The following is a 24,236-nucleotide window of genomic DNA, read 5'->3' on the forward strand; positions in this document are numbered from 1 at the left end:
TTGCAAAGGGTTTACATCAAAAGCCTTTGCAATAGTATGACAGGGCGCAAAAAAATATTTCTGACCGCCGGAAACCAACAACTACCTTCCATTACTGCGCAGGCGCGGGTACATTATTCGAGCGATGGACGGAGCGGTACCGTGCACTATTCAAGCCCGCAGGCCTCCTTTTCCATGTGGTACGAATTTGCGGGGGGGGATGCCATTGCGATTATTGATATACCAACCCCCGGAACCTGGGTAGAACGAACTAAACTTCCTCTAACTGACCGCGAAACGGTTTTACAGTTTATTGGTGATCAGGTTGTTCGCGATCAGGTACCTGGTGGTGGCTATTTCGACTGTTCGGATAATACCATGACAATCTATCGAGGCCAAAAGCCTGTATAGTCAGGTAATTGACAACTCCTGACTATTACCTACACCTCACCCTTTAATGGATGGATGTTCGGGGCGAACAGGTGAATGAGTAGCCAGGCCAGTACGTAGGCACTTCCACACATCAGAAAGATGTAATTGTATCCTATCGTAATGTTGCCCTGTGCTTTATAAGTATCCAGTAAGGCACCTACAACTATTGGAAATAAGATTCCACCCACCGAACCGGCCATACCACCCAGCCCAACTACAGAACTTACAGCACTTTTTGGGAACATATCGGATACCAGAGTAAACAGATTGGCGCTCCAGGCCTGGTGTGCAGCCACCGCCAGGCTCAATAAGCCCACAACCTCCCAGATAGATGTTGCATAACGAGTCAGTACAATGGGTACAATACAGAAGGCATATAGCAACATGGCCGTTTTTCGAGAGCGGTTAATGGTCCACCCCCGATTCAGAAAGTAGCCCGATAAATAACCACCGCCAACACTGCCAATCGTCGCGGCTGTATAAACGATGATGAGGGGCAGGCTTGGTTTCTTAAGATCAAGATTGAACGAGGCCGCAAAATACGAAGGGAGCCAAAACAGGAAGAACCACCATACCGGATCAGTCAGCAGTTTTCCCAGAATAAAGGCCCAGGTCTGACGACGCCGAATCAGATCGATCCAGCGAACGTTGGAAGCACCATCCGTCGTACCTTCAGTATCCTGGGTGATGAAGGCTAGTTCCTGCGTCGATACATTCTTATGCTTTTGTGGGCTATCGTACGACCACCACCAGAAAAAAAGCCAGATAAATCCGATTAACCCCGTCAGTATAAACGCTACCTGCCAGCCGTATACGCCTAGAAGCCAGGGAACGGCGATGGGAGCGACCACGGCGCCAATATTAGTACCCGCATTGAAAAGACCCGTAGCGAGAGCCCGCTCATGGCGTGGAAACCATTCGGCCACTGTCTTGATGGCTGCCGGGAAGTTACCGCCCTCGCCTAGACCCAGTAAGGCCCGATACACCCCAAAGCTGAACGTACTGGTGGCTACGGCGTGCAAAGCAGCGGCTATCGACCAGACTAAAACGGCCAGTACATACCCCACCTTCGTACCAATTTTATCGATCAGACGACCAAAGACGACATAACTAAGCGCATAAGCCGCCTGAAAGGCCATGACAATATGGCTATAGTCTGTTTCGGTCCAGTTGAAGATTGTTTCCAGCGTTGGTTTGAGCAGGCTGATCACCTGACGATCGAGGTAGTTGATCGTGGTTGCTACAAACAGTAATCCAACAATTCGCCAGCGGTAGTTGGTCATAAATGGGTAGTCATTAAATGGTCATTTATGGTCATCGTTAGTCATGGAACAGTCATTACTGGTTATTGACCGCTTCCCGGCAATGCGCAATAAATGACTATGCATGACCAACAATGCCGGTACATGACAATGTAGCTAAAACGGTAAGGTGCGAAGAGACTGGCTACTTTCCTGAGCCAGATCAATGATTCGCGCTAGCTGCTGAATTTCGGTAGGCTTGATTTCGGGCTGGGCTCCATTAACGATCACCTCATACAGATTGTCGTAGAACGGAGCGTAATTGCCCGGAGCGCTTTCAATGAGTTCGGCTTTCCCATCCCGGTATAGCGTACCCCATCGATCATCGGGTTCAATGCCTAAATCGGGCTCATTGGGCAATCTATTTGTTCGGAGCCGCTCTTCCTGCGGGTCCAGACCACCTTTCAGAAATGAGCCTTCGGTGCCATGCAGACTGTACCGTAATTTGTTCTGATACATCATCAGGCTGGATTCAAGCCGAACGACCTTATCGGCATAGCCAAGCTTAATGTCGAAATAATCGGAGACATGGCTATTGGGGCGCAGGATTCGAACGGTGCCCTGTACCGTTTCAGGAGCCCCAAACAAATGCAGGGCCTGATCGAGCAGGTGAGGTCCCAGATTATACAAATTGCCTCTGCCCGTACCTGCCTGTTCTTTCCAGCTCTGCGAATTGGGTGGTACAGGTGAATAGCGGTCGTATCGGCACTCATAATCGACCAGCGTGCCCAAAGCCCCGTCGGCCAGCAATCGTTTAATCGTCAGAAAATCGGAATCCCAGCGTCGATTCTGGTAGGCAGTGGCCAATTTACCCTGTTTCTGGGCCAGTTCGAGTAGGTCGATGGCTTCGTGTTCAGTCAGGGCAAAGGGTTTTTCAACGACAACATGCTTCCCCTGTTCGAGGGCTTTCCGGGCGTACTCAACGTGGATTTCGTTCGGACTGCAAATAAAAATCAGGTCAATCGCCGGGTCTGCAAAGAGTTCGTCGGGGGTAGCTACCCACTCAATTGACGGATCGAACTGCCGGACAGCATCAGGACGGCTACTGGCAATTTTTTTAAGATGAAAACGCGGATTGACCGTCAGGAACGGCGTGTGAAAATAACGCCCCGACAATCCAAACCCAACCAAACCAACTTGAATAACCTGTGGCATATAGCGATAGAGGAATTAGGAGATACAATCGGTTAATAGTTTTCTATACACGGCCGTAAAGCGATTGTACCTCCTATAAAGCAGTTTGCCTGGGTTTATCTCCTGCTTAGGATGGCAAATTGTTGGTTGGTTAGCTACTTTACCGTTCCTGAAACAGGTACCAGTTGGGCCGATAGGTCAGGCGTTTTCATGTCTTTGTCGAACGGAAACATGGGGCGTTTGATGCGCTTGTAAGGAAGCCGGAACAGATCCTGATCGACACCACCGGGCGTTAGCGCCATGATCCAGTCCGCACGCATGTTGTACAGTTCCGGTTCGAGGTAGCCAATCTTCACAACGACGATATCCGCTTCACGCGGCTTCAGTCCTAATCGGGTAAAGTCGATTTCTTTGTGATACGGTTTGCGCTTTTGGGTGATGATCACATGCACGCTCCCTACCTTGATAACCGCTTCTACTTCAGCATCTTTATCGCCGTGTACAATCGACTCTACAGTACCTTTGAGAGGAATTGGAGGAGCATATCGGGCATCGACAGCTGCTCCGGCTTTCCCTTCTACAGTTCCGCCAACGCCAGCCGCAATGGCTTTTTTGATTAGCTCCGGGGCGGGTATGGACGCGTAAATTAAGGAAGGACCATTCTCTTTCTGAAAGACTGGCCGGGACAAAATCTGAGTGAGTGTCCAGGTAACATCGCCTGCTCCACCAGCCGTTGGATTGTCGCCGGTATCGCTAATAAAAAAAGGATGTTTAGAACTGGCTAAAGCTTTTGCCAGGCATTCATCCAAAGTACCTGTTGGTGCCACAAAACCGAACTCGGAGCGAACCCGCCAGAAATGCTGCGCTAGTTTTTCGGCCGCCTGGGTCACACTGGCTTTATCGTCGCCGGTAACCATCACCACGGCATGATTGCGGGGTTCATCGGCCCAGGCGTATCCAATCCAGATACCGGCATCGACAATACCCGGCTGATGGTCGGCCAGTGGAGCTACGTCCTGATACAGGCTTTTGCCCGGCTCGATGCGCGTGCTGGTTTTTTCGCCGGGGAGCAGAATCGGAATGGGTACCCAGGCTTTGTAGGCCGGTTTGCCTTTACCGCTTTTGATGCGTTCCAGCAAATGGACAACCGCCCGTTCTTTGGTTTGCATAGCATCTTCGTGCGGAGCCATCCGGTAGCAGGTCATCAAATCGGTGTTTTGAGCCAGCCGCCAGGAAACGTTGCCGTGCAAATCCATTGAGGTCGAAATGAGCGTCTTATAGCCAATGACCTGCCGAATGCGGGTGATCAGGTCGCCTTCGGGATCATCGAGCCCTTTCACGCTCATGGCCCCATGAATGTCGAAATAGAGCCCATCATACGGACCATACTTTTTGAGCGAATCCAGCATTTTACCCACCAGCGACTCGTAGGCTTCGCGTGTTACGGCCCCGCCCGGAAGCGATTTACCCACAACCGTCGGAAACCAGATAGCCTGTTTCCGCAAAGGAGCCACGGGCATCATGAACGGATAGGCGTTGAATACTTCGGGGCCGTAGCGGGCGTGGAAGGCTTCTTCCAGAGTAACGGCCGGAGAAAACGTGCTGGACTCGATGCCTAGACCAGCAATGGCGATGCGGGGTAAACGCGTGTCGTTGCCATGAATCGGCTGGGCAAGGCTGACTTGAATGGAGAGAAGGGTGGTAATTAGGACGAAGAAGAGCTGTTTCATGCCCACAAGTTAGCGTATTCCCTCGAAATCTGGGGCGGTAGAATTGGACGGGCTAGACTTCTTTCGTTAGGGCATCGACCTGTTTTTTCTGTGGGTTATATGAACTGATTTACCGGCTAAGGCTTTTACCGAGTTGCTAAAAGGAGGCTACAGCATCACAACGCCTTCTTCGGGATATGATTTCTTTTTGAACTGAACATCCCGCAACTGCTCCCAGGAAATTGTTTCTGATACTGTTGTCAGATGGAGAGATGCCCCAAGGAAAAAGGTTAGGAGTAAGGAAATAGGCGTCATGACACTCCATGGTTGTAATGTGTTCGGCAGTAACGAATATTTAGTAGATGGGTGAGTACCAGATAGCCAACCAGTTTTAGCTTGCCAAGTTAGGTGTGTGATTTTGTGCAACATTGTTGCGTTTTTTGTTGGGCGTACCTGAAATGCTGATGGATGGATTTGTATGTGTTTATTTTCAGGCTACCTTTGTTACGCTATGCGCTCTCTGCTGATCTATACGCTCCTACTGGCTGTGCTGCTACCCAGCATCAGTTCATGGGGTATCATTGCGCATTATCAACTGAATAAAGAATACATTGCTCGTGTCTTATGCGAGAATCGGGATAAACCGCAGATGCATTGTGATGGTAAATGCTACCTGGCTAAACGGCTAAAAGCGCAACAGGATAAGCAGGATAAAGAGACCACCGAGCGTGTTCAGCATACCTCACTCGTTCAACTATATTTCGAGGCTTATCAGGTATTTACCTTTGTATCGCCAGTAGTGGATACGCATCGCCATGTATTTACATATCTGCTTAGCCTGTATACGGCTCCAGCCCATGGTCTTCTTCGACCACCCTGTGCCTGATTGGGTACACTAATCGTTTCTGGTCGATAGCTCTCCGCTCAGATGGACAGGCTTACTATAGCTAGGCTGTCCATCAACGGATCGGCGTTGTCGGCCAAGCTTTCTTATTCTTCTAGTTCTGTCTGTTTGCTCATTGTGTGAGCAGGAGGCTTCCATTTTTCTTTTGTATGAATGCTATGAACTATAGTATGGCCTTATTGATAGGTCTATTTTGCCTTGCCTGCCAATCAAAGAAACTATCTACTGATGCGGCTAATCAGGCTGATTCAAGTGTGCTAATCAAGGCTAAATCTCAATCGGTAGCCGATCTCGAAAAACAGATTCTGGCCCTTCATGACAGCGTAATGCCCGCCATGAGCGACCTGATGAAACTAAGAAAACAGGTGACGGAGCAGTTAGGTGAGCTGGAAAAAGAGCCCATGTCGGCTGATGTCCGGCAGCGGAAAGAGCGTGCTCTGGCCATCAAGGCAGCCCTGGATAAAGCCGATACGTCGATGATGGATTGGATGCATACCTATAACGGAGATACCCTGGTACAATTGACTGAGCAACAGGCCATGGCGTATTTGAAAGATCAACGGCAGCGTGTAAATGCGATGAGTCAGTTGATGCGCAAAAGTATCGACGACGCGAAGGCTTATCTGAAATAACCATGAAATTCAGTTACACGTGTATAAGTCTGTTGTTGCTGGTTGGCCTGAGCCAATGTAGCCTGACAACTGAAAAGCTGCCCTATATCGGCGAGCCCGAAACGGTGACCAAAATGGTAGATGGAAAAGAAGTTACGGAGCGGGATTATCCAGTCATTCCAGCGTTTTCGTTCACCAATCAATACGGTAAGACGGTAACCCAACAGGATTTTGACGGAAAAATCTACGTGACGGACTTTTTCTTTACGACCTGTCCGACGATCTGTCCGATCATGAAAAGGAATATGCTGAACGTCTACAAAGCTTACAAGGATAGCCCCGACGTCAGGATTTTATCGCATACCATCGACCCAGATCATGATACACCGGCGGTGCTGAAGGAATACGCTCAGGAGTTGGGTATTACGGGGGCTATGTGGCAGTTCGTAACCGGCGATCGGGAGAAAATCTATGACATCGGTGAAAATCACTATCTGGTAACGGCAGGAAAAGACCCCAAAGCACCGGGTGGCTACATTCATAGTGGAGCCTTTGTCTTGATTGACAGGGAGAAGCATATTCGGGGGATGTATGATGGCACCACGCTCGAAGGAACTCAGAAGCTGATCCGGGATATTAATGTGCTCCGGCAGGAATACGAGTAGCGAATGGAAATGACCAAACTCATATGAAACTAACACGTCGTCTGTTTACGGTTCATAGCTGGCTTGGGCTAGTAACCGGTCTTTTTCTACTTCTGCTGGGGCTGAGTGGATCGGTGCTCGTGTTCCGGCATGAACTGGATCAGTTTGCCAACCGTGAAGTCCTGACGGTAAAGTTACCAACTCAGATTGTAGCCCATCCTTTAGCCCGGTGTTATCAAACGATTACCAGCCGTTATCCAAACCTGGACGGCATTGCCTGGCTTAATCCTGACGCTGGCCCAACGGATGCGTATGATTTCCGGCTGTATCTCAACGATGCGCGGTTGTTCACCTACGATCTGGGACTTATTTCGTTCGATCCGTATACGGGGACTATTCTGCGCGAAGGCAAATCGGCTGATTTTACGCCCAGCTACATCGAATGGTTATTCCAGTTTCATTTTAGTTTTCAGTTGGGCGTACCCGGTGCGGCTATAACGGCGCTGTTTGGTCTGACCATGCTCGCGTCCTTGCTGACGGGCCTGGTCATTTATCGGAAAATGATCTGGAAAGTACTGACGTTTCGGGCACGAATCAACCGTAAAAACTGGCGTACCATCAGCTCAGACCTGCACCGGATTGTAGGCGTCTGGTCGTTATTGCTCAATGCTGTAATCTTCTTTACGGGTTTCTGGATGAACCTGTTTGCTTTCGAGACCAAAACCTGGCGAACTGAGCAAATGCCGACGAAGTCAAATACGCCTATGATCCTGCCAGCCGATGTCCTATACCGACAAGCCAGGCGATTGATGCCCGATCTGGAACCGTCTTACGTGTATCTGCCGACGCAGCCCGAACGCAAATTCAGTTTAAGGGGAGCGTTAAAAGATCAATGGACTTTATGGGGAACGGGTAATTCCGTAACCCTTGATCAGCAAACAGGCAAGCTGGTTCAGATGAGTCGACTATCAGAACTTCCATTCGGAGAGCGTCTGGAAGCGACATTCTTTCCATTGCATGTAGGCAACTACGGCGGCTTACCGGTGAAAATTCTGTATGTACTGATTGGCTTAACGCCTGGCCTTCTGGCCGTTACGGGGTTTCTGCTTTGGTGGCGGAGGACCCGAAAACCAGTCCGATCTGCCTCGGTGAAAGCGATCTCCATGAAACCGGTTAATGGCTGAACAAAGACAATTTACGATGAATACCTTACCAACTCGTCACGATTTACGCCAGTTACTGGCTAATACGGGCGTTGCGTTGCCCGACGTGAAGTCATTCTTAGAGCAGGATGCCGTCATCTGGACTGCACTAGTGCTCATTCATTTCACGATACTGCTGGGGATTGGCGATCTGCTCGTCCGGCTCTGGCCACTCACGCATTATTAAAACAAATCACATGAAAAAGCTTAGTCAACTTATCATCAGTCTATTGCTGCTGATGGTATTGGGTCTGTCTGCACAGGCCCAGTCTGGTACGAATAGCGATACAACCCGCGTCGCTATTCTGCTCTTCCCCGGTGTCGAACTGCTTGACTTTGCGGGCCCACTGGAGGTTTTTAATCACATGGAAGCCGCTACCGTATATACGGTAGCGGCTCAGTCTGGCCCCATGACCATCATGCAAAAAATGCTAACCGTCGTGCCCGAATACACCCTGTCGACAGCGCCACTACCTGATGTGCTGGTTGTGCCGGGTGGACGAATGGAGGAGGTCATGCAGGATAGCAGCGTCGTCAACTGGATTAGTCGGACGAGTGCCCACCGCAAACTGACGATGTCGGTTTGCACGGGTACGTTTCTACTGAACAAGGCGGGTATGTTAGACGGAAAGACCATCACAACGCACTGGGCAGCCACCCACATGCTCCAGCAAATAGCCCCAAAAGCCACCGTGATGGAGCACACCCGGTTCGTGGATCAGGGCAATCTGTTGACCACAGCGGGCGTATCAGCGGGTATTGACGGGGCCTTGCACGTAGTAGCCCGGCTGAAAGGCATGGAGGCTGCCAAACAGATTGCCCGGATCATGGAATACGATAATTGGGAGCCGCAGGCGGGGCTGGTTGTCGGTAAAGCACAAGCCCATACAAAGGGGAAAACCAAAGCCACCGTTAACAAAGCAACAGTCGTTAAAAAAACGGTAGCTGCGAAACCGACTCAATTGAAACTAGCCTCACTCATTGATCCGGTTTGCCAGATGTCGGTGGAGGGAATGGTGGCCGATACGGCCCGGTACATGGGGAAAACGTATGGCTTCTGCTCGAAAATCTGTAAAGAGCGGTTCAAACATCAGCCATTGTCCTATGTGAAACAATAACTTTTTGCCATTCACTAACCCCTTAACCTAAAGTTTACTGTACATGAAACCTACGATTTTTCGCGGCATTCTACTTCTGGCTATGACAGGGCTGTTTTTAAGCCCAACTCCTATGCAGGCGCAATCAGCCAGCAACGACTCGCTGGGTAAACGGCACGAGGAAATGATGAAAATTATCATGACCAAACCACGAATACCCATCAGAACAATCGGCATTTTCGTCTACAATGGATTTAATACGCTCGATGCCATTGGCCCCTATCAGGTTTTGTCAGAATTGTCGGGCGTAGACATCTTCTTCGTAGCTAAGGAAAAAGGCATTGTCAAAAATCAGAAAGGGCTAAAAGTGCAGGTCGACCGATCCTTTGCAGATGTTGCCCAACTCGACATTCTGGTAATTCCGGGCGGAGCCATCGAAACGTTTCAGCAGACGCAGGATACTACTGTACTCAACTGGGTTCGAAAAATTAATCGGCGCTCCGTTTATACGACTAGTGTATGTACGGGCGGCTGGATTTTAGGGGCTACGGGTCTTTTAAAAGGTAAAAATGCCACAACCAACTGGTACCGGGCCCAGGAAATGCTAACGCTCTATGGAGCTACTTTTAAGCCTGAACGCTACGTACAGGATGGTAAATTCTGGACATCGGCGGGCGTTTCGGCAGGGATTGATATGGCCCTGGCAATTGTCAACGATTTGATGGGTGAAAAATACACCAAAGCAGCCATGCTGGATCTGGAATACGACCCCAAGCCTATTTACAAAGCAGGATCGGCCACCAATACGGATGGGATTGTGGTCGATATGATGCGTGAAATGTACGATATGGCTTTGCTCCCCCTGATTAAAGCCGAAAAGAAAAAACATAACTAATCAATCCCAGTACCATGAAATACATCTTACTAGTTATGCTGCTGTTGGCAGGCCAATGGGTTAATGCCCAGCGTTCGCCTGAAACCAGTACCGCTCAGCTTCGGCAGGAGTTGATCGATGCCTTCAACGTATCGGAAAAATACAGCCTGAAAATCTGCGAACAGATGCCGGCTGAACATTACAATTTTCGATCTACAGATTCAACCATGACGTTTGCGGAGCAGTGGCGGCATTGCTGCATCTACACCAGCAATCAACTGGCCGGGCGACTCGGTATTGAGAGTCCGTACAAAACCCGCAAGCTGCCCAAAGTGATGACCAAAGAGCAGATCATGGCCGAGGTCAAAAGCTTGTATGAGTTTATACGCCAGACGATCAAAATGTTGCCTGAAAGTAAGCTATACGAAAAAACCGATTTTTCAAATGGGGCTATTCCCGGCTGGCGGCTCATCTACGCCATGGAAAATCACATCATTCACCACCGAGGCCAGTGTATCGTCTATTTGCGGCTGAAAGGCATTGTGCCCGAAAGTTATTACGGCTGGTAAGCCAAAATCAGACCTATTTACGGTTAATCAAAAAAGCACATGCGTATTAGAAATACCATAAGTACCTTGCATTGCCTATTGGCCATCAGCAGTTTCGCCCAAACGATAACCGGAAAAATCAAATCCGGTTCCGGCGAAGCGGTCGGTTTTGCCAACATTTTGGTCTTGAACAGTGCCAACGGCACAACGGCCGACAAAGACGGGAATTTTTCCCTGGACCTGACCAGAGGAAGATATCAACTACAGGTCAGTGCCATTGGGTATGCCACCAAAATTCAACGGGTGACCGCAGCCGACCAGCCTCAAACGGTAGTCGTCACCTTAGCGGACAATACTAACGCCCTGAGTGAAGTAGTCGTCACAGCCGATAAAATAGAAGAAAGGCTGCAAAATACGCCCCTGGCCGTGACCTCGCTGAACGCCAAGCAGTTAGAAGAATACCGAGTATGGACCATCAGCGACCTCACCGCCCTGGCGCCCAGTACGTTCATTGTGGAACACGGAAACAGTACCGGTTCCAATTTTCTGAATATTCGGGGCGCTATGGGGTTTGCCAATGACCAATCCGTCGCTACGTATGTGGACGGGGTCTATCAGTTTGATTATTTTTCGGCCCCCTTCAATTTCAGCAATATCGAACGAATCGAAATTCTACGGGGACCGCAAGGGACGCTCTACGGCCGAAACGCCTACAGTGGCGTGCTCAACGTGATTACCAAACGACCCACCAACAAAACCAGCGCATTTGCCGAAATAGACTTAGGCAATTACGGCCAACAGCGCTATAGCGTGGGGTTCAATGCGCCAATCGTACACGATAAATTGTTTGTGAATGCCGGGTTTCAGTCCAACAATCGGGGGTCGGTTTATTCGAATCCAACCCTGGATACCAAAAACTTTGACCACCATAACGCCTATAGCGGCAATGTGAACCTGAAGTATCTGGTATCGGATAAGTGGACAATCGACTTGAACTCAAGGTACGAAAACGATAATGACAAGGGGGCTTACCCCTGGGCTGCCACCGACAGCGCAGCCCGAGCCAATCCCTACACGGTTTTTGGCAATTGGGATAATACTGAACGCAGAACCAATGTCAATACGTCTCTAGGCGTACGATACTTTGGCCGTAGCTTCAATTTTACGTCGATTACGGCTTTTGTCGATTATCATATCTGGCTGCCGGGACGATTCGATTTTGATTTTGGCCCCGCCCAGTTAATCAGCTTTACAACCTGGACCAGACAAAACGAATTGACCCAGGAGCTTCGCTTTTCGTCACCGGCCAATGCCGGAAGATGGAAATGGACGGTAGGCTCGTATTTATTTGGAGAAAAAATAAAGAATGGTAGCACGACCTATTTCGACAAGGATTATGCCGCTCTCGATCCGAATGCCCCTTATGCGTCCATCGGCAATGGAAAACGAAATGGCTATGGTATCGCATTTTTTGGACAGGCGGCCTATTCAATCACGCCCGCTTTTGATGTGACGGTTGGGGCCAGGTATGACATCGAGCGCCGGGAACTGACGCAAAACGCTTCATTTGAAAAAGATAATGTGGTTTCGCTTCTGTCGCCCGACAGCACGTCGAAGAAAACCTTTAATGCCTTTACTCCCAGGGTGATTTTGAGTTACAAATTGACGGATAACTCGATGCTCTATGGATCGTATGCCAAAGGATTTAGAGTCGGCGGATTTAATTTTGGTAACGCGGCCAATCCCACTTACAACCCCGAAAAATCCGATAATTATGAAGTGGGCATCAAAAACACGCTCGCGAATAATCGGCTTAAACTGAATCTGACGGCCTTTTATTTTCAACAAAAAGAACAGCAGGTATCCACCTCCCGCGACGGAATAAACTATGCCACGCTGAACGTGGGCGATATGGATAATTACGGATTGGAACTGGAAGTATCGACCCTGCCGGTCAAAAATTTGCAGATCGACTGGACGGCCAGCACCTCGCACAGCGAATACAAAAAACTATTACTCTTTGATGCCGAGACCAATGCGGTCAAAGATTACAAGGGGAATAAGGCGATTAACAATCCGGCCTTGCAGTCGATGCTGGCGGTTCAATATGGAGTGCCTCTTTCGCAATCGGCTCAAAAACTCAAAGCCTTTGTCCGGGGAGAGTTCATATACATCGGCGAATACCAGTTGGATTTTGTCAATGCCTATCAGCAGAGCGCGTATGGTATGGTCAACGCCCGGGCCGGAGTGACCAGTAACCGGTTCGACGTCGCTCTGTGGGTTCGCAATCTCGGTGATGTGCGTTATATGGCCTATGGGTACGGCAGCTATATGATGGGCCTTCCCCGAATGATGGGCGTAACGGTGACCGGTAAATTCTGATTGTTTACCGGTTTGCCATTCGGAATCGTCATCGTCACCTACGTTTACCTGTTGAATTTTGGGAAGTAAACTCGTTTTCTGTTTATTTTTGTAAGCACTTTCGAATTACAAATGCGGACGTTTATTCTTTATCTGTTGCTGTTTGCTACGTTGCTGCCAACGATGAGTTCGTGGGGCATCATCGCGCAGTATCAGCTTAATAAAGAGTATATAGCCCGCGTTCTCTGCGAAAACCGCAACCGGCCAGAACTGCATTGCGACGGTAAATGCTACCTGGCCAAACGGCTAAAAGCCCAGCAGGAGAAACAGGATAAGGAAACCACCGAGCGTGTGCAGAAAACGCCATCCATTCAGCTTTTCTTCATGGACGCTATCGGATTTACCTGCTCACCGGCTTCCCTGACCCAGCAGACGCACACCGCGTTTACGTATCAGCTTGCGGCTTATTCTGCTCCGATTTTGCCTGTTTTTCAGCCGCCCTGTACAGGCTGTTAGTCCCTCTCCATAAGTCATTTTTGGGCTTGTATCTGCTTCTCCAACAGCTCGTTGGCGGGAGTTTTGGTGTTTTTTTATCACAATTTATTCTTTTTTAGTCAATCTGTCTGGACGGAGAAATGGCTGGTATTCGGTCATTCCCGTCTGGATTTGATGTGGCTGTTATCAACACAATCATGCGTATTCATTTTTCAACTATACTTTCGGTTCTGATTGCCAGTTTTACGTTTGTCGCCTGCCACAAAGAAGCCGACGATGCGATTGATCCCAATACCAAAAACTCAGTATCCATTCAGTTCGAAAACCGGGTTGGCGATCAGAAACTGGTGCTGGGAACGCCAGCGTATAAAAATGCAGCGGGCGAACCCTTTGGCATTACGGCGCTCAATTATTTCGTCAGCAACATCGCGCTGAAAAATGAAGATGGTACCGTCCAGAAATTTCCAAATCAATATTTTCTGGTGCGTCAGGCCGATGCGGCCTCGCAAATTATTACCCTGAAAGATGTCCCCTCGGGTAATTACAGCGAAATGACGTTTACCATTGGGGTCGATAGCACGAAAAGCGTTTCGCCGGTGGCGGAACGGGTAGGCGCTCTGGACGTAACGAGCTACGGCAACGACGGCATGTACTGGTCCTGGAATTCGGGCTACATCTTCCTTAAACTGGAAGGTACGTCAACGGCCGTGCCTAAAACGACCAATGCCAATCAGGCGTTTGCACTGCATGTTGGTGGATACGGCGGTGGTTGGAACGGAGCCGCCAAAACGGTGAACAACCTGCGAACCGTGACCCTGCCCATCACGACGAAAGCAACTGTTCGGGGAAACATTGCCCCTGAAATTCACTTGTTTGTCGATGCGCTGAAGATTTTCGACGGCCCCAACAAGATTAGCCTGGCAACGACCAACAGCGTTCATAGCCCAACCGTGGCCACTCCGATTGCGGATAACTACAAGACCATGTTCCAGGTCGACCACGTCCATAACGACAAGCAGTAAATCGCGTGGCTCAGCCGGTAACGGCTGAGCCATACTCGTTGCCTATGAACCGTTTTTCGAACCGCTTGTGCTTCCTGCTGGTCGTGAGTGGGTGGCTGGTGGGATGTCAGGCTACGGAGCCGGACGCCCAGCCGGAAGTCTTATTTGTCAAACCGACCAATTTCCCGGAACCCGTCTACGCATTGGATCAGAATCGACCCACGGATGCCGGATTTAAACTGGGGAGGGCGCTGTTTTATGATGGAATGCTTTCGCGCGATGGGTCTATTTCCTGCGCTGAGTGTCATAATCAGGCGTATGCGTTTACGCACCATCAGCACGATGTAAGTCATGGTATTGACAATCAGGTGGGAACGCGCAATTCGATGCCGATTCAGAATTTGGCCTGGGCCTCGGATTTCTTTTGGGATGGAGGGGTACATAGCTTGGATTTAGCACCTATTGCGCCGATTGAAAACCCGGTTGAGATGGATGAGAAATCGACCAACGTGATCACCAAACTGCGCCAGATCACGAAATATCCGCCGATGTTCAAAGCGGCATTTGGTACCGATGAAATCAATGGCCCGCGCTTTTTACAGGCATTGTCGCAGTTTATGCTGACGTTGGTATCGGGCAATTCGCGCTACGACAAATGGGTGCGTAAAGAGCCCGGCGGTACGCTTACCGACGACGAACTGGCTGGGTTGACCGCATTCCGGGCTAAATGCAGCGGTTGCCATACTGGTGAACTATTTACCGATAACAGCTTCCGAAATAACGGCCTGTTCATTCAGGGCAGCAAAGACGAAGGGCGTGCCCATGTGACAGAGCTGGCTCAGGATCGCTACAAATTCAAAGTGCCGAGTTTGCGCAACGTAGAGAAAACGCTGCCGTATATGCACGATGGTCGCTTTTACTCCCTCGATGCGGTGTTAACCCATTACGCCGAAAACGTACAGAAAACGGAAAACCTCGACCCATTGCTGCAACAGAATGGGCGGTTGGGCATACAACTGACTGACAATGACAAACGACAGATTATCGCGTTTCTGAAAACGCTCACCGATGATCAGTTTTTGCGTGATCCGCGTTTTGTTGAACCCTAAGTTTTGTCCAACCTAAAAAAACACCACTACCGCATGAAAAAATATATAGCGATTGGCCTGCTGGCCTTGTTCAGCGTTCCAACGCTGGCCTGCGATCTTTGCGGGTGCAGCAACGGCGGGTCGTTTTTTGGGATTTTACCGCAGGGACACCGGGGCTTTTTGGGTGTACGCTACCGGTACAATACGTTCAATTCCCATTTGAGCAGTCTTAACCTGAGCAGCCGGGAGCAGTTTCGAACAGCCGAACTTTGGGGCCGGTTTTATCCGGCCAAACGTGTGCAGATCATGGCGTTTGTGCCCTACCAGTTTAGCCAGCAAACCATGCTCAAATCCGGGGAAACCATACCGTTGCGCGGTCTGAGCGACATTACCGCTTTGGCCCATTACAACGTACTGAATACGTTTATGGATGATTCGGTTGTCCACGTTGTCAACCACAATCTGCTGGTGGGTGGTGGCGTTAAACTACCGACGGGTCGGTATCGGTACGATGAAAACAGCCTGTCGGACGTAGCGAATCCTAATTTTCAGTTGGGCACGGGTAGTACCGACTACATTGCCAACGTTATTTATACGGCTCGCTACAAAAACTGGGGCCTGAATGCCGATGTGTCGTACCGAATGACGACCACGAATCCCAATGGCTACCGTTTCGGGAATCGGCTCAATACCTCGGCGTCACTATTTTATCTAACCAGTCTGGGTAGCCGGTCGATTATGCCCAACGCGGGGGTGTTTGTCGAACAGGCGGGTCATGACATTCGCGGGGGTGTGATGAATACCCAAACGGGTGGCTATGCCGCCTACCTGAACCTCGGCACGGAAGTGTATTTGAACAAACTCTCCTTTGGTGTGAGCTATCGGCGTCCTGTATCCCAGTATTTGTCAGAAGGGGAGTTGCAGGCAAATGCGCAACTGACAACCCATATCACCTTTTTATTCTGATCAATCGATGCGCCAGTCCCTCTTTTTCATGCTGCTCCTGACCAGTGCGCTGGTCGGTACCTTTCTCGCCTGTCAAAACGATGTCGGCACCGCCGAAACGGGTTCACTTACGGTCAGTTTCGATAACGTAGTCGGTAGTCAGGACCTGAAATTAGGGACTGGTACGTATCAGAATGCGGCTGGCGAGTCATTCAACGTGACCAAGTTCAATTATTTCGTCAGTAACTTTCGGCTTAAAAAGGCCGACGGAACTGAGTATGTATTGCCTCAGGAGGCTAACTATTATTTGATTCAGGAAGATAAACCGGAATCACAATCCTTTACACTGACAACTATTCCAACGGGTGAGTACATTGGTATGTCATTTTTAATTGGAGTGGATAGTTTGCGGAGTCTGGCCAATATTAGTCAGCGTACGGGAGTGCTTGATCCGGGTTTGGGAACTCACGAAGCGATGTACTGGGAATGGAATTCAGGCTATATTTTTCTCAAGCTGGAAGGCACCTCGTCCGCAGCCCCGGCTGCCCAGAACAATCTATTTTTCTACCACATTGGCGGTTTTGGAGGAGGCTATAATGGCAAGAAAACCATCAATAATCTGCGTACCATTACCATTCCGTTCAGCGGGAATACGGCTCAGGTATCTGCATCGGGCAGACCGCAGGTCAATCTGACCGCAGATGTACTAAAGGTCTTCAATGGCCCAACAACTTTGAAAATAGCCCAGCATTCGTCAGTAATGTTTGAAGACTATTCAGCCAACATTGCCAATAACTACAAGGAAATGATCCGGTATAAGGATTTACAAAATCAGTAAGAGGTATAGTTTACTACCCAAACAAGGGCTTGTAGGAATAAGTCGACTATATGAGGCAACACCTGTTTGGAGGGTGAAAGCAAGAAAGAAACATTGAATGGATAACGCGCATCCGTCGTGAGGGACGTTAACGGGAAAAGAAACGAGGGAGCAGCATTGGCACACGCTGTCGGTAGGCTTTATAGCTTTCGCCGAAGGTGGAAACCAGCTTTTGTTCTTCAAAATAAATACCGATTCGAATGTATATCGCTGCGGCCAAAACCAGAAGTATATGCGACCAGGTAGGCTGCGTAAGCCAGATGCCCAGTAAACTCAACAGAATGCCCGTGTATAGCGGATGACGCACGTATCGAAGTAAACCCGTCTGGCGCAGATCTTGCCCTGTAGTTTGTTGGCTGCTGGCGGGCCAGCCAATGAATTCGGCCAGATCATAGCCCCAAAGGGCAGTGAGGGCCATTCCTACGCCCAGCGCGGTAATGAGCAGACCAATCAGCGTTGAGCCTTGCCAGCAACTAACATACTCAGCTGGCGCTTTCCAGTGAAGCCACAGGACGGGTAGGAAAGTAAGTAGGGCGATAGCGTTGTATAGCAAACGGTAATACTTAGTGAGCCAGCCCAACCTGAGTGCTACCAATTGTTTCAGCCACACACTAGCAGTCAGGCTGTGAATTAAGCCAAAAACAAACCAGCTTGCCAGAATTAAAATAGAATACATAGTCAAATCATACCTACAGGGCGCTTCATCGTATAATACCGGGACCGTAAACGTAAGTAGACGTTATCCCTAATCCAGGTTAATATAGCCATAAGGCCTGTTACGACAAAAAAGTAACCTGAGAACTCGGTCCGCTAAGCCGAAAAGGTACTAAACCGAAAAGGGCTGATGTCAAATTTAGTTGTTCCGACTAAGGCCAGCTCGGCAAGAATCTGCCCGACAGCTGCCGAATGTTTGAAGCCGTGCCCCGAACAGGCAGAGGCCAATAGCACATGGGCATAATCGGGATGCTGGTCGATGATGAAATCACCGTTGGGTGTCATCGTATATAGACAAACGACCGATTTAATGCACTGAGGACCAATGTTGTTTAAGTTTGGGGCAACGAACTGCTCATACATGCGCTGTGTTTCGGCCTGGCTAATGTATCGGCTCACGGTATCGGGTGTGGTGGGGTATTCATAGGTTTCAGTAGCTACTTTAAGGCCGCCAGTTGGCCCGTTGATGGCAGGAAACCCGTAAATGCCTTGGTCATTCAGAATGAAAATCGGCATGTTATCCGGTGTGTACTGCTCGTATTCGCCTTCGATAGCAAACCAGTAAAGTACCTGACGATACACCCGTATTAACTTACTGTAAGGCGTTTGTCGAAGTGATTCCGTCACCCATGAACCCGTCGTCAGAATCAGTTTCCTGGTTTGGTAGCTTCCTTTATCCGTTTGGACAGTTACGCCCGAAGCGGTTGACTGAAACGAGAACATTCGCTCATTCATGTGAACCGATGCGCCTGCTTTTTGAGCCTGTTCCAGTTGAACGCTAATGCATCGTTCAGGATTTAAAAAGCCTGCTTCGGGTTCGTAATAGCCTATATCGTTTTGGTTATACCGGAATTGCGGGAATTCATATCGCAGGGCGTCCGTATCCAGAATACGGTGGGCTATGCCGAACTGTTCGGCGGCTTCAAGGGTCGTGCTTAACCATCCTGGTTTATTACGGGTTCGTACGGTAGCGTATTGCTGACCTACGAAAAGCCCGCCTGTAATGGTTAGTAGCTTTTCTCCCGATTGCTGTTCGAGTTCGCGCCAGATCTGGTACGAGCGTAAAGTTAGCGGAACAAAATGCAGGCCTTCGCCGATGGCCTGTCGGGTAATGCGGGTGTCACCGTGGGTAGAGCCCTGCGTATGCGGAGGGGCGAACTGGTCGATACCCAGAACGTGGGGCGTCTGCCTGGATAGCTGATACAGTGTAGCGCTACCCATTGCTCCCAATCCGATAACAATAGCGTCGTAAAGCATAAGCCCATTATTAACTGGCTCCTAAAATAGCATATAATAAACCGCAAAGACGCGAAGTCGCCAGGAAAGACAGCAGAACTGTTTTCCTGGCGACTTCGCGTCTTTGCGGTTTATTATATGCTATTTCTTTTTAACAAGGGCTGTTACTTTATGAAGCGAGTAGGCAACATTGAGGCTCAACGCTCGATTTTTAAGCTTATCATAATCGCCCGCGATAGGGTCGATATTAACCAGACCCAGTTCATAGGCTAGACTTACACGCAGCCCCTGAGGTAGTTGATACCCGGTAGTAAAAGCTAACCCAGCATCGAAGCGTTTATAGCCCAGGTTTTTATCAAATGCCGAAACAGAAGGGGTGTTGTCGGAGTCTTTGATTGTGCCCCATAAGCCGTAAGCGAGGTAAAAACCTATACCCCCGAACAGACGGCCTTTATTGCTGGGTAAGTCGTGGTTGTAGAGAATGTAGGCAGGAATTTCCAGGTATGTCATTCGGGTTGTCGAAGTGCCCGATTTATAGGTTGTTTTACTGCCTTTCCCAATAAGTTGAACCCCATACAGCAGCGACACATGGCTAAGAAACGGAGCTTTGGCGGGTGGAGCTGTCGGGCCAGGTCGGGAATCGCTAGTCGCCAGCAGCGTAGTGGGGTCGGCTGGTTGAATACGACGGTTCGATGTGGGGTTATAATAATGGATAATCTGGTTGACCAATCCCTGATTGTGGAACTGTATGGCTAAATTCAGGGCCAATACATCGCCTGGTGTAGGCGCCGTGGCTGCGTAGGGCGTTCCGGCGTAGGAGGGATTTAATAGTTTTTGCCTGACCATATCGATCGATGCCTGCAGGAAGGTATCGATCTTTCGATCTAATTCCGTAGGGGGCCTCTGGGGTACTTCAGGCCCGATTAGCTGTGCCCATACTAAGCGGGGAAATAACCCGATAAGTAGCAGGAAGATGACGTTTTTCATGATCGTAACAGGTAGAATTTGGCTCCTTAAAGTTCCCGCACGGCGATCAGCTAAAGTATAGTTAGTGCTAACTATTTTGCACAATAGGCCTTTGAGTGGAGCATATGCGAAGGATATGAATTATTGTTCCGACGCTATTGTCGGCCTCTTTACGAACCGATCCTGAGTAACTATGAAGCCCGGCTCTTATTTACGCTTTTCGGGTTAAAATCAGGGCTTTTTTTCGATTGGCTGGGCCAACCTACAGATGGATGGCTCTACTGCAGGCGTAAGCAGCTTATCGGCCTGGCTCTTCTTAAGCAATCTCTGAGTTAGTCAGCACAGAGACAAACCCGCCTACTTTCTGGCCTGAACAGGAAAGTTTAAACAAGTTCATTATTATTTTACGCTATGGAAACGATTTCGAGGAAGGCATTTATCCAGCATTGTCTGGGACTTGGTACGTTGGCTGGCTTGCCGTTCCTGCCCGCTACAGCCTGGGCGGAAGAACGAGTGGATGACGATTTCTATAAGAAAATAGTCGTCGCCAATGAGCAGGAAGTAGCTAAACTCCTGAAAAGCTTGACCGCCGAAATCACCGAGGTTCGGCGACGGGCCGGGTATGATCTATCGAATCTGGCTGCTGCTTTTTGTGAAACTACCTCGACGTTTTACCAGAATGAAGAGTTGATAAGGGGTATGTCGAAGATCATTCGATTTCTGCTGAAAGCGCAGCATACCGATGGCACCCTCGACTTTGGAAACCTGGCTTCTCCGCCCGATACAGCCTTTATTCTGGAACCCCTCACAGCGGCTGCCACGATTCTCAAACACACTAATCAGGCTTCGCTCAATGATGTAAAGGCGCAGTTGAAGACGTTTATCGTAAAGGCGGGTGAAGCCCTCCGAACAGGTGGAGTACATACACCCAACCACCGTTGGGTCGTGTCGGCCGCATTGGCGAAAATCAACGCCCTGTATCCAGATACCGGCTATGTGAAACGAATTCATGAGTGGCTAGCCGAAGGCGTATACATCGATGATGAGGGGAATTACCTCGAACGGAGCATGAACTATTCCGTTGTCATTGATCGGGCACTCATTACAATGGCTAGTCTGCTGCCTATGCCGTCGCTGTTTGGCCCTGTTCGTAAAAACCTTGATTTAGTATACGTTCACTGCGAACCCAATGGGGAACTGGTTACAGTCGATTCCCGGCGACAGGATCAGTATGCACCCATCGGCATCCTCAATTTTTATCATGAATATCGGTTCATGGCTATTCATGATAACAAACCCGAATGGGCGGCCATCACCCGATACATCGAAACATTGCCTGGGTTTACCGATCGGGTATTGAATGACTTGCTGGCAGTTTTTCTGGAAGAGCCGCTCTATAAAAAGCCGTTGCCAACGCCTAAAGCGCCGTCGGTCAATTTTGAGGTCTTTTACAGGCATACCAATCTGGTGCGCATCCGGCGGTCCGATACGACGACGACGCTGTTTGGAGGGACCGATTTCCCGATTATTATTGCGTCGGGCCGGTCGAACAGTCCGAATTTTTTCAGCTTCCGAAAAGGAGCGGCCATTTTGAAATACATGCGTCTGTCGACCGATTTTTTCAGTACAGGGTATTTTCATAGCCAGGGAGTCCGACATGAGGCTGGCCGATACATACTACACCAGAAAATCGAAGCGCCGTATTATCAGCCCTTACCTGCCCAATATCGCAAAGCCAATGGCGACTACGCCCATTCGCAAAGTACCGATGGCCGTTTCTGGAACAAGATGGACTTTAGTCACCGCCCCCAGAGCAACATCAAGACGCTGGAAACAACGATAACGGCTCACGAAACAACTGGGAGGAATGAACTCACTGTGCGCGTAACCAGCGAAGCCGGGGTACATGTCACACTGGAACTTTGCTTTAAAGAAGGTGGGACGTTGACGGGCGTTTCACCACAGGACGGGTCGGCTGACAATTTCTTCCTCAAAAACGGAATGGGTCAGTATACTACCGGTGCCGATACCATCCAGTTTGGACCGGGCGTATATCATCATGGAAAAACAACCGGTCTGGAAGGAGAGCTATACTCGTCGCATTTTGGAAGCCTGCGTACAACCGGGATGCACGTTTACCTCACCGGAATCACCCCGTTTGAGCATACCATTACAATTGGTTAATACATAGTCTGTTGTAGCTGCCCAGAAAGCATTTAACTTCTGCCCTCAACGATTTTCGACAGGCTTCGTTGAATGAGTATGAATTCAGGTGAAAACTCGTCCAGAATACATTGGCAGGCTTCAACATCGTCCCAGATTCGAAGGCGGGCCTGCTCGATAGCCGTAATCCGTAATTGATAGGCATTTGCCCGTTCTACAGGACCAATCTGAATTAAGTCGTGGTAGATCGTTTGTAGTTGAGTCAGTAATCGATTGGTATCGGCTGAGTACATATTCGTTTGCGTTGTAAAGAAAAGTTTTCTGTAAAATACATCCCGATCAGGGTAACAGACACATACAGGCAAGTTATCTAGTATAAATACGGGAATTTTACCCTTGTCGTTGCATCAACAGCTTGTAGAAACTGCTTGTTATAAATTTGGCTAGTTATTTTTACCTAATGGGGTCGTAAGCTACTCAAAGCAGGGAAACGGTATAAATAGTGATAGCTTTGAAAAGGGGAATAACCGGTAATTAGTTCAAACGATACTTGGAGTAAACGATCGGGATGGTGAAAGAAATACTGAATATTACATCATACGTATAAGGATAATCGTGCAAGGGGCCAACTAGCCGAATAATTGCTTTGTGAGCAAATACATTTAGATAATTTTAATAATCTATTAGACATCGTTGATAGGCTACTTGTTTTGATGAATGAATTAAGCCCCCCCTCTAGGAAATCAGGTAATTAGACATAAATTTTACAGGCATTGCCCATTAATACCTGTAACTTATTTATGCGGACCTTTTTTATTCTCGCTTTGCTGGCGGGTGCATTAACGCTTGGCAAGGTTTACTTTTTCCCGAAACCTGATACCAAAACACCGGGTGGAAGTCCTGCGGGAGCCTCTGGTAAAGGCGAAACAAAGGGAAAATCGGGGGATAAAACCCCTACGATTCCTGTGGAGATTTACCTGGCCCGTACCGAAAAACTAACTAATGTTCTGGCTGTTTCTGGAACCGTTTTGCCCAATGAAATCGTCGAACTAAAGGCCGAAGTATCCGGGCGGCTGATGCAGCTCAATGCAAAAGAAGGGGCTTATGTCAATAAAGGTGAACTGATTGCTAAAATCAACGATGAAGAGCTGAAAGCACAACTGGTCAAGCTGGGATACCTCGAAAAACGCGCTAAAGATGTGGAAGCCCGTCAGAAGCGGTTGCTGACTGTGGAAGGCATCAGTCGGGAAGAATACGATATTGCCGAAAGTAATGTGAATACAGCTCGTGCGGATAAAGAACTGCTCATGGCTCAGTTGGCGAAAACCGAAATTCGGGCACCCTTTAGCGGAAAATTGGGGCTGAGGGCCATCAGCCAGGGGGCTTTTCTGACACCGGGAACGCTGGTGACCACGCTCGTACAAACCAACCCCGTAAAAATCGACTTTTCCGTTCCCGAAAAATACGCCAGTCAGATTCGGGTCGGTAGCCCGGTTCGTTTTACTACCGATGGGCTGGGAGCGTCCATGACCGCACAGGTAACAGCCATTAGCCCACTGATCGACGAATCGCTGCGGACTATGAAGGTACGGGCATACACGTCTAATCCGACGGGGCGACTAGTGCCCGGTATGTTTGTTCGACTCGATGTGCCACTTGGTAATAACCAAACCATTCAGATACCCACCCAGGCTATTGTGCCCGTGCTGAAAGGAAAAAAAGTGTACATCGTCCGGGAGGGAAAAGCGCAGGAAACCTTCATTAAAACGGGTGTTCGCAACGACCAGCAGGTGCAGGTTATGGAAGGGCTGGCCCCCGGCGATTCGGTGATTATCAGCAGTATCATGTCACTGAAAAATGGTGCTTCGGTAAAAGTTAAAATGAAGAATGGTTGATGAATAATGACAAATGGCCGCCATCATTATCCATTATCCATTATTCATTGTTCTTTATGC

At 49.1% G+C, this 24,236-nt stretch carries 25 protein-coding genes; 17 read left to right on the plus strand and 8 right to left on the minus strand.

Going from position 1 to position 24,236, the window contains the following annotated elements; translation table 11 throughout:
• Positions 1–36: 36 nt before the first annotated feature.
• On the plus strand, positions 37–390 hold the full coding sequence (locus B5M13_RS14585; protein WP_080056373.1) for a hypothetical protein: 354 nt from the start codon (positions 37–39) through the stop codon (positions 388–390).
• A 29-nt stretch (positions 391–419) separates the two neighbouring features.
• Here B5M13_RS14585 and B5M13_RS14590 read toward each other — a convergent pair whose 3' ends face one another.
• From B5M13_RS14590 to B5M13_RS33805, 4 genes are all read right to left on the minus strand, one after another.
• On the minus strand, positions 420–1,694 hold the full coding sequence (locus tag B5M13_RS14590; protein WP_080056374.1) for an MFS transporter: 1,275 nt from the start codon (positions 1,692–1,694) through the stop codon (positions 420–422).
• 135 nt (positions 1,695–1,829) lie between these two features.
• The gene (locus B5M13_RS14595) at positions 1,830–2,867 is read right to left on the minus strand and encodes a Gfo/Idh/MocA family oxidoreductase (RefSeq protein WP_080056375.1); all 1,038 of its coding nucleotides are present in this window, start codon (positions 2,865–2,867) and stop codon (positions 1,830–1,832) included.
• Between the two features lie 134 nt (positions 2,868–3,001).
• Positions 3,002–4,576 (minus strand): M81 family metallopeptidase, encoded by a 1,575-nt coding sequence (locus tag B5M13_RS14600; RefSeq protein ID WP_080056376.1) that lies wholly within the window; start codon positions 4,574–4,576, stop codon positions 3,002–3,004.
• Positions 4,577–4,723: 147 nt separating this feature from the next.
• A complete protein-coding gene (locus B5M13_RS33805; RefSeq protein ID WP_179950493.1) occupies positions 4,724–4,870 on the minus strand; it encodes a hypothetical protein in 147 nt (48 codons plus the stop codon).
• Positions 4,871–5,066: 196 nt separating this feature from the next.
• Between B5M13_RS33805 and B5M13_RS14605 the strand changes: the two genes are divergently transcribed.
• From B5M13_RS14605 to B5M13_RS14670, 14 genes are all read left to right on the plus strand, one after another.
• The gene (locus B5M13_RS14605) at positions 5,067–5,441 is read left to right on the plus strand and encodes a hypothetical protein (protein WP_080056377.1); all 375 of its coding nucleotides are present in this window, start codon (positions 5,067–5,069) and stop codon (positions 5,439–5,441) included.
• A gap of 167 nt (positions 5,442–5,608) precedes the next feature.
• Positions 5,609–6,091: a hypothetical protein gene (locus B5M13_RS14610; protein WP_080056378.1), complete on the plus strand. Its 483-nt coding sequence runs from the start codon at positions 5,609–5,611 to the stop codon at positions 6,089–6,091.
• Between the two features lie 2 nt (positions 6,092–6,093).
• A complete protein-coding gene (locus tag B5M13_RS14615) occupies positions 6,094–6,735 on the plus strand; it encodes an SCO family protein (protein ID WP_080056379.1) in 642 nt (213 codons plus the stop codon).
• Positions 6,736–6,758: 23 nt separating this feature from the next.
• Complete coding sequence (locus B5M13_RS14620) at positions 6,759–7,898, plus strand: PepSY-associated TM helix domain-containing protein (protein WP_080056380.1); 1,140 nt, start codon at positions 6,759–6,761, stop codon at positions 7,896–7,898.
• A gap of 16 nt (positions 7,899–7,914) precedes the next feature.
• The gene (locus B5M13_RS14625) at positions 7,915–8,103 is read left to right on the plus strand and encodes a hypothetical protein (RefSeq protein ID WP_155297251.1); all 189 of its coding nucleotides are present in this window, start codon (positions 7,915–7,917) and stop codon (positions 8,101–8,103) included.
• A gap of 10 nt (positions 8,104–8,113) precedes the next feature.
• A complete protein-coding gene (locus B5M13_RS14630; RefSeq protein WP_080056382.1) occupies positions 8,114–9,034 on the plus strand; it encodes a DJ-1/PfpI family protein in 921 nt (306 codons plus the stop codon).
• 43 nt (positions 9,035–9,077) lie between these two features.
• Entirely contained in the window at positions 9,078–9,908 is an 831-nt protein-coding gene (locus B5M13_RS14635; protein ID WP_080056383.1) for a DJ-1/PfpI family protein, read from the plus strand.
• A gap of 14 nt (positions 9,909–9,922) precedes the next feature.
• Complete coding sequence (locus tag B5M13_RS14640) at positions 9,923–10,456, plus strand: DinB family protein (protein ID WP_080056384.1); 534 nt, start codon at positions 9,923–9,925, stop codon at positions 10,454–10,456.
• A gap of 39 nt (positions 10,457–10,495) precedes the next feature.
• Positions 10,496–12,817, plus strand: a complete 2,322-nt coding sequence (locus tag B5M13_RS14645; protein ID WP_080056385.1) for a TonB-dependent receptor — start codon at positions 10,496–10,498, stop codon at positions 12,815–12,817.
• Positions 12,818–12,928: 111 nt separating this feature from the next.
• Positions 12,929–13,312, plus strand: a complete 384-nt coding sequence (locus tag B5M13_RS14650) for a hypothetical protein (protein WP_080056386.1) — start codon at positions 12,929–12,931, stop codon at positions 13,310–13,312.
• 176 nt (positions 13,313–13,488) lie between these two features.
• Positions 13,489–14,313, plus strand: a complete 825-nt coding sequence (locus B5M13_RS14655) for an MbnP family protein (protein ID WP_080059932.1) — start codon at positions 13,489–13,491, stop codon at positions 14,311–14,313.
• Positions 14,314–14,357: 44 nt separating this feature from the next.
• Complete coding sequence (locus B5M13_RS14660; RefSeq protein WP_080059933.1) at positions 14,358–15,401, plus strand: cytochrome-c peroxidase; 1,044 nt, start codon at positions 14,358–14,360, stop codon at positions 15,399–15,401.
• 33 nt (positions 15,402–15,434) lie between these two features.
• Positions 15,435–16,346 (plus strand): hypothetical protein, encoded by a 912-nt coding sequence (locus tag B5M13_RS14665; protein WP_080056387.1) that lies wholly within the window; start codon positions 15,435–15,437, stop codon positions 16,344–16,346.
• 7 nt (positions 16,347–16,353) lie between these two features.
• On the plus strand, positions 16,354–17,163 hold the full coding sequence (locus B5M13_RS14670; protein ID WP_080056388.1) for an MbnP family protein: 810 nt from the start codon (positions 16,354–16,356) through the stop codon (positions 17,161–17,163).
• Positions 17,164–17,290: 127 nt separating this feature from the next.
• On the opposite strand, the gene B5M13_RS14675 is transcribed toward B5M13_RS14670, so the two are convergent.
• The 3 genes from B5M13_RS14675 to B5M13_RS14685 all read right to left on the minus strand — a co-directional run bounded on the left by B5M13_RS14675 (position 17,291) and on the right by B5M13_RS14685 (position 20,139).
• Entirely contained in the window at positions 17,291–17,878 is a 588-nt protein-coding gene (locus tag B5M13_RS14675) for a methyltransferase family protein (RefSeq protein ID WP_245860013.1), read from the minus strand.
• A gap of 134 nt (positions 17,879–18,012) precedes the next feature.
• On the minus strand, positions 18,013–19,173 hold the full coding sequence (solA, locus tag B5M13_RS14680) for an N-methyl-L-tryptophan oxidase (protein WP_080056390.1): 1,161 nt from the start codon (positions 19,171–19,173) through the stop codon (positions 18,013–18,015).
• A gap of 120 nt (positions 19,174–19,293) precedes the next feature.
• The gene (locus B5M13_RS14685; RefSeq protein ID WP_080056391.1) at positions 19,294–20,139 is read right to left on the minus strand and encodes a porin family protein; all 846 of its coding nucleotides are present in this window, start codon (positions 20,137–20,139) and stop codon (positions 19,294–19,296) included.
• Between the two features lie 390 nt (positions 20,140–20,529).
• Between B5M13_RS14685 and B5M13_RS14690 the strand changes: the two genes are divergently transcribed.
• Entirely contained in the window at positions 20,530–22,302 is a 1,773-nt protein-coding gene (locus B5M13_RS14690) for a hypothetical protein (protein WP_080056392.1), read from the plus strand.
• 32 nt (positions 22,303–22,334) lie between these two features.
• Here the strand turns inward: B5M13_RS14690 and B5M13_RS14695 are convergent, their stop codons facing one another.
• A complete protein-coding gene (locus B5M13_RS14695; RefSeq protein WP_080056393.1) occupies positions 22,335–22,574 on the minus strand; it encodes a hypothetical protein in 240 nt (79 codons plus the stop codon).
• Between the two features lie 507 nt (positions 22,575–23,081).
• Here B5M13_RS14695 and B5M13_RS14700 point away from each other — a divergent pair.
• Positions 23,082–24,176, plus strand: a complete 1,095-nt coding sequence (locus B5M13_RS14700; protein ID WP_080056394.1) for an efflux RND transporter periplasmic adaptor subunit — start codon at positions 23,082–23,084, stop codon at positions 24,174–24,176.
• Positions 24,177–24,236: the final 60 nt, after the last annotated feature.

The sequence above is a fragment of the Spirosoma aerolatum genome (assembly GCF_002056795.1).
Taxonomy (GTDB): Bacteria; Bacteroidota; Bacteroidia; order Cytophagales; family Spirosomataceae; genus Spirosoma; species Spirosoma aerolatum.

Bases quoted from the DNA above. Each gene is read 5' to 3' on its own strand.
- B5M13_RS14610 (WP_080056378.1), top strand. From the start codon at position 5,609: ATGAATGCTATGAACTATAGTATGGCCTTATTGATAGGTCTATTTTGC.
- B5M13_RS14630 (WP_080056382.1), top strand. From the start codon at position 8,114: ATGAAAAAGCTTAGTCAACTTATCATCAGTCTATTGCTGCTGATGGTA.
- B5M13_RS14625 (WP_155297251.1), top strand. From the start codon at position 7,915: ATGAATACCTTACCAACTCGTCACGATTTACGCCAGTTACTGGCTAAT.
- B5M13_RS14635 (WP_080056383.1), top strand. From the start codon at position 9,078: ATGAAACCTACGATTTTTCGCGGCATTCTACTTCTGGCTATGACAGGG.
- B5M13_RS14605 (WP_080056377.1), top strand. From the start codon at position 5,067: ATGCGCTCTCTGCTGATCTATACGCTCCTACTGGCTGTGCTGCTACCC.
- B5M13_RS14600 (WP_080056376.1), bottom strand. From the start codon at position 4,576: ATGAAACAGCTCTTCTTCGTCCTAATTACCACCCTTCTCTCCATTCAA.
- B5M13_RS14650 (WP_080056386.1), top strand. From the start codon at position 12,929: ATGCGGACGTTTATTCTTTATCTGTTGCTGTTTGCTACGTTGCTGCCA.
- B5M13_RS14585 (WP_080056373.1), top strand. From the start codon at position 37: ATGACAGGGCGCAAAAAAATATTTCTGACCGCCGGAAACCAACAACTA.
- B5M13_RS14690 (WP_080056392.1), top strand. From the start codon at position 20,530: ATGGAAACGATTTCGAGGAAGGCATTTATCCAGCATTGTCTGGGACTT.
- B5M13_RS14645 (WP_080056385.1), top strand. From the start codon at position 10,496: ATGCGTATTAGAAATACCATAAGTACCTTGCATTGCCTATTGGCCATC.
- B5M13_RS14695 (WP_080056393.1), bottom strand. From the start codon at position 22,574: ATGTACTCAGCCGATACCAATCGATTACTGACTCAACTACAAACGATC.
- B5M13_RS14670 (WP_080056388.1), top strand. From the start codon at position 16,354: ATGCGCCAGTCCCTCTTTTTCATGCTGCTCCTGACCAGTGCGCTGGTC.
- solA (WP_080056390.1), bottom strand. From the start codon at position 19,173: ATGCTTTACGACGCTATTGTTATCGGATTGGGAGCAATGGGTAGCGCT.
- B5M13_RS14700 (WP_080056394.1), top strand. From the start codon at position 23,082: ATGCGGACCTTTTTTATTCTCGCTTTGCTGGCGGGTGCATTAACGCTT.
- B5M13_RS14640 (WP_080056384.1), top strand. From the start codon at position 9,923: ATGAAATACATCTTACTAGTTATGCTGCTGTTGGCAGGCCAATGGGTT.
- B5M13_RS14660 (WP_080059933.1), top strand. From the start codon at position 14,358: ATGAACCGTTTTTCGAACCGCTTGTGCTTCCTGCTGGTCGTGAGTGGG.
- B5M13_RS14675 (WP_245860013.1), bottom strand. From the start codon at position 17,878: ATGTATTCTATTTTAATTCTGGCAAGCTGGTTTGTTTTTGGCTTAATT.
- B5M13_RS14665 (WP_080056387.1), top strand. From the start codon at position 15,435: ATGAAAAAATATATAGCGATTGGCCTGCTGGCCTTGTTCAGCGTTCCA.
- B5M13_RS14620 (WP_080056380.1), top strand. From the start codon at position 6,759: ATGAAACTAACACGTCGTCTGTTTACGGTTCATAGCTGGCTTGGGCTA.
- B5M13_RS14595 (WP_080056375.1), bottom strand. From the start codon at position 2,867: ATGCCACAGGTTATTCAAGTTGGTTTGGTTGGGTTTGGATTGTCGGGG.
- B5M13_RS14590 (WP_080056374.1), bottom strand. From the start codon at position 1,694: ATGACCAACTACCGCTGGCGAATTGTTGGATTACTGTTTGTAGCAACC.
- B5M13_RS33805 (WP_179950493.1), bottom strand. From the start codon at position 4,870: ATGACGCCTATTTCCTTACTCCTAACCTTTTTCCTTGGGGCATCTCTC.
- B5M13_RS14615 (WP_080056379.1), top strand. From the start codon at position 6,094: ATGAAATTCAGTTACACGTGTATAAGTCTGTTGTTGCTGGTTGGCCTG.
- B5M13_RS14685 (WP_080056391.1), bottom strand. From the start codon at position 20,139: ATGAAAAACGTCATCTTCCTGCTACTTATCGGGTTATTTCCCCGCTTA.
- B5M13_RS14655 (WP_080059932.1), top strand. From the start codon at position 13,489: ATGCGTATTCATTTTTCAACTATACTTTCGGTTCTGATTGCCAGTTTT.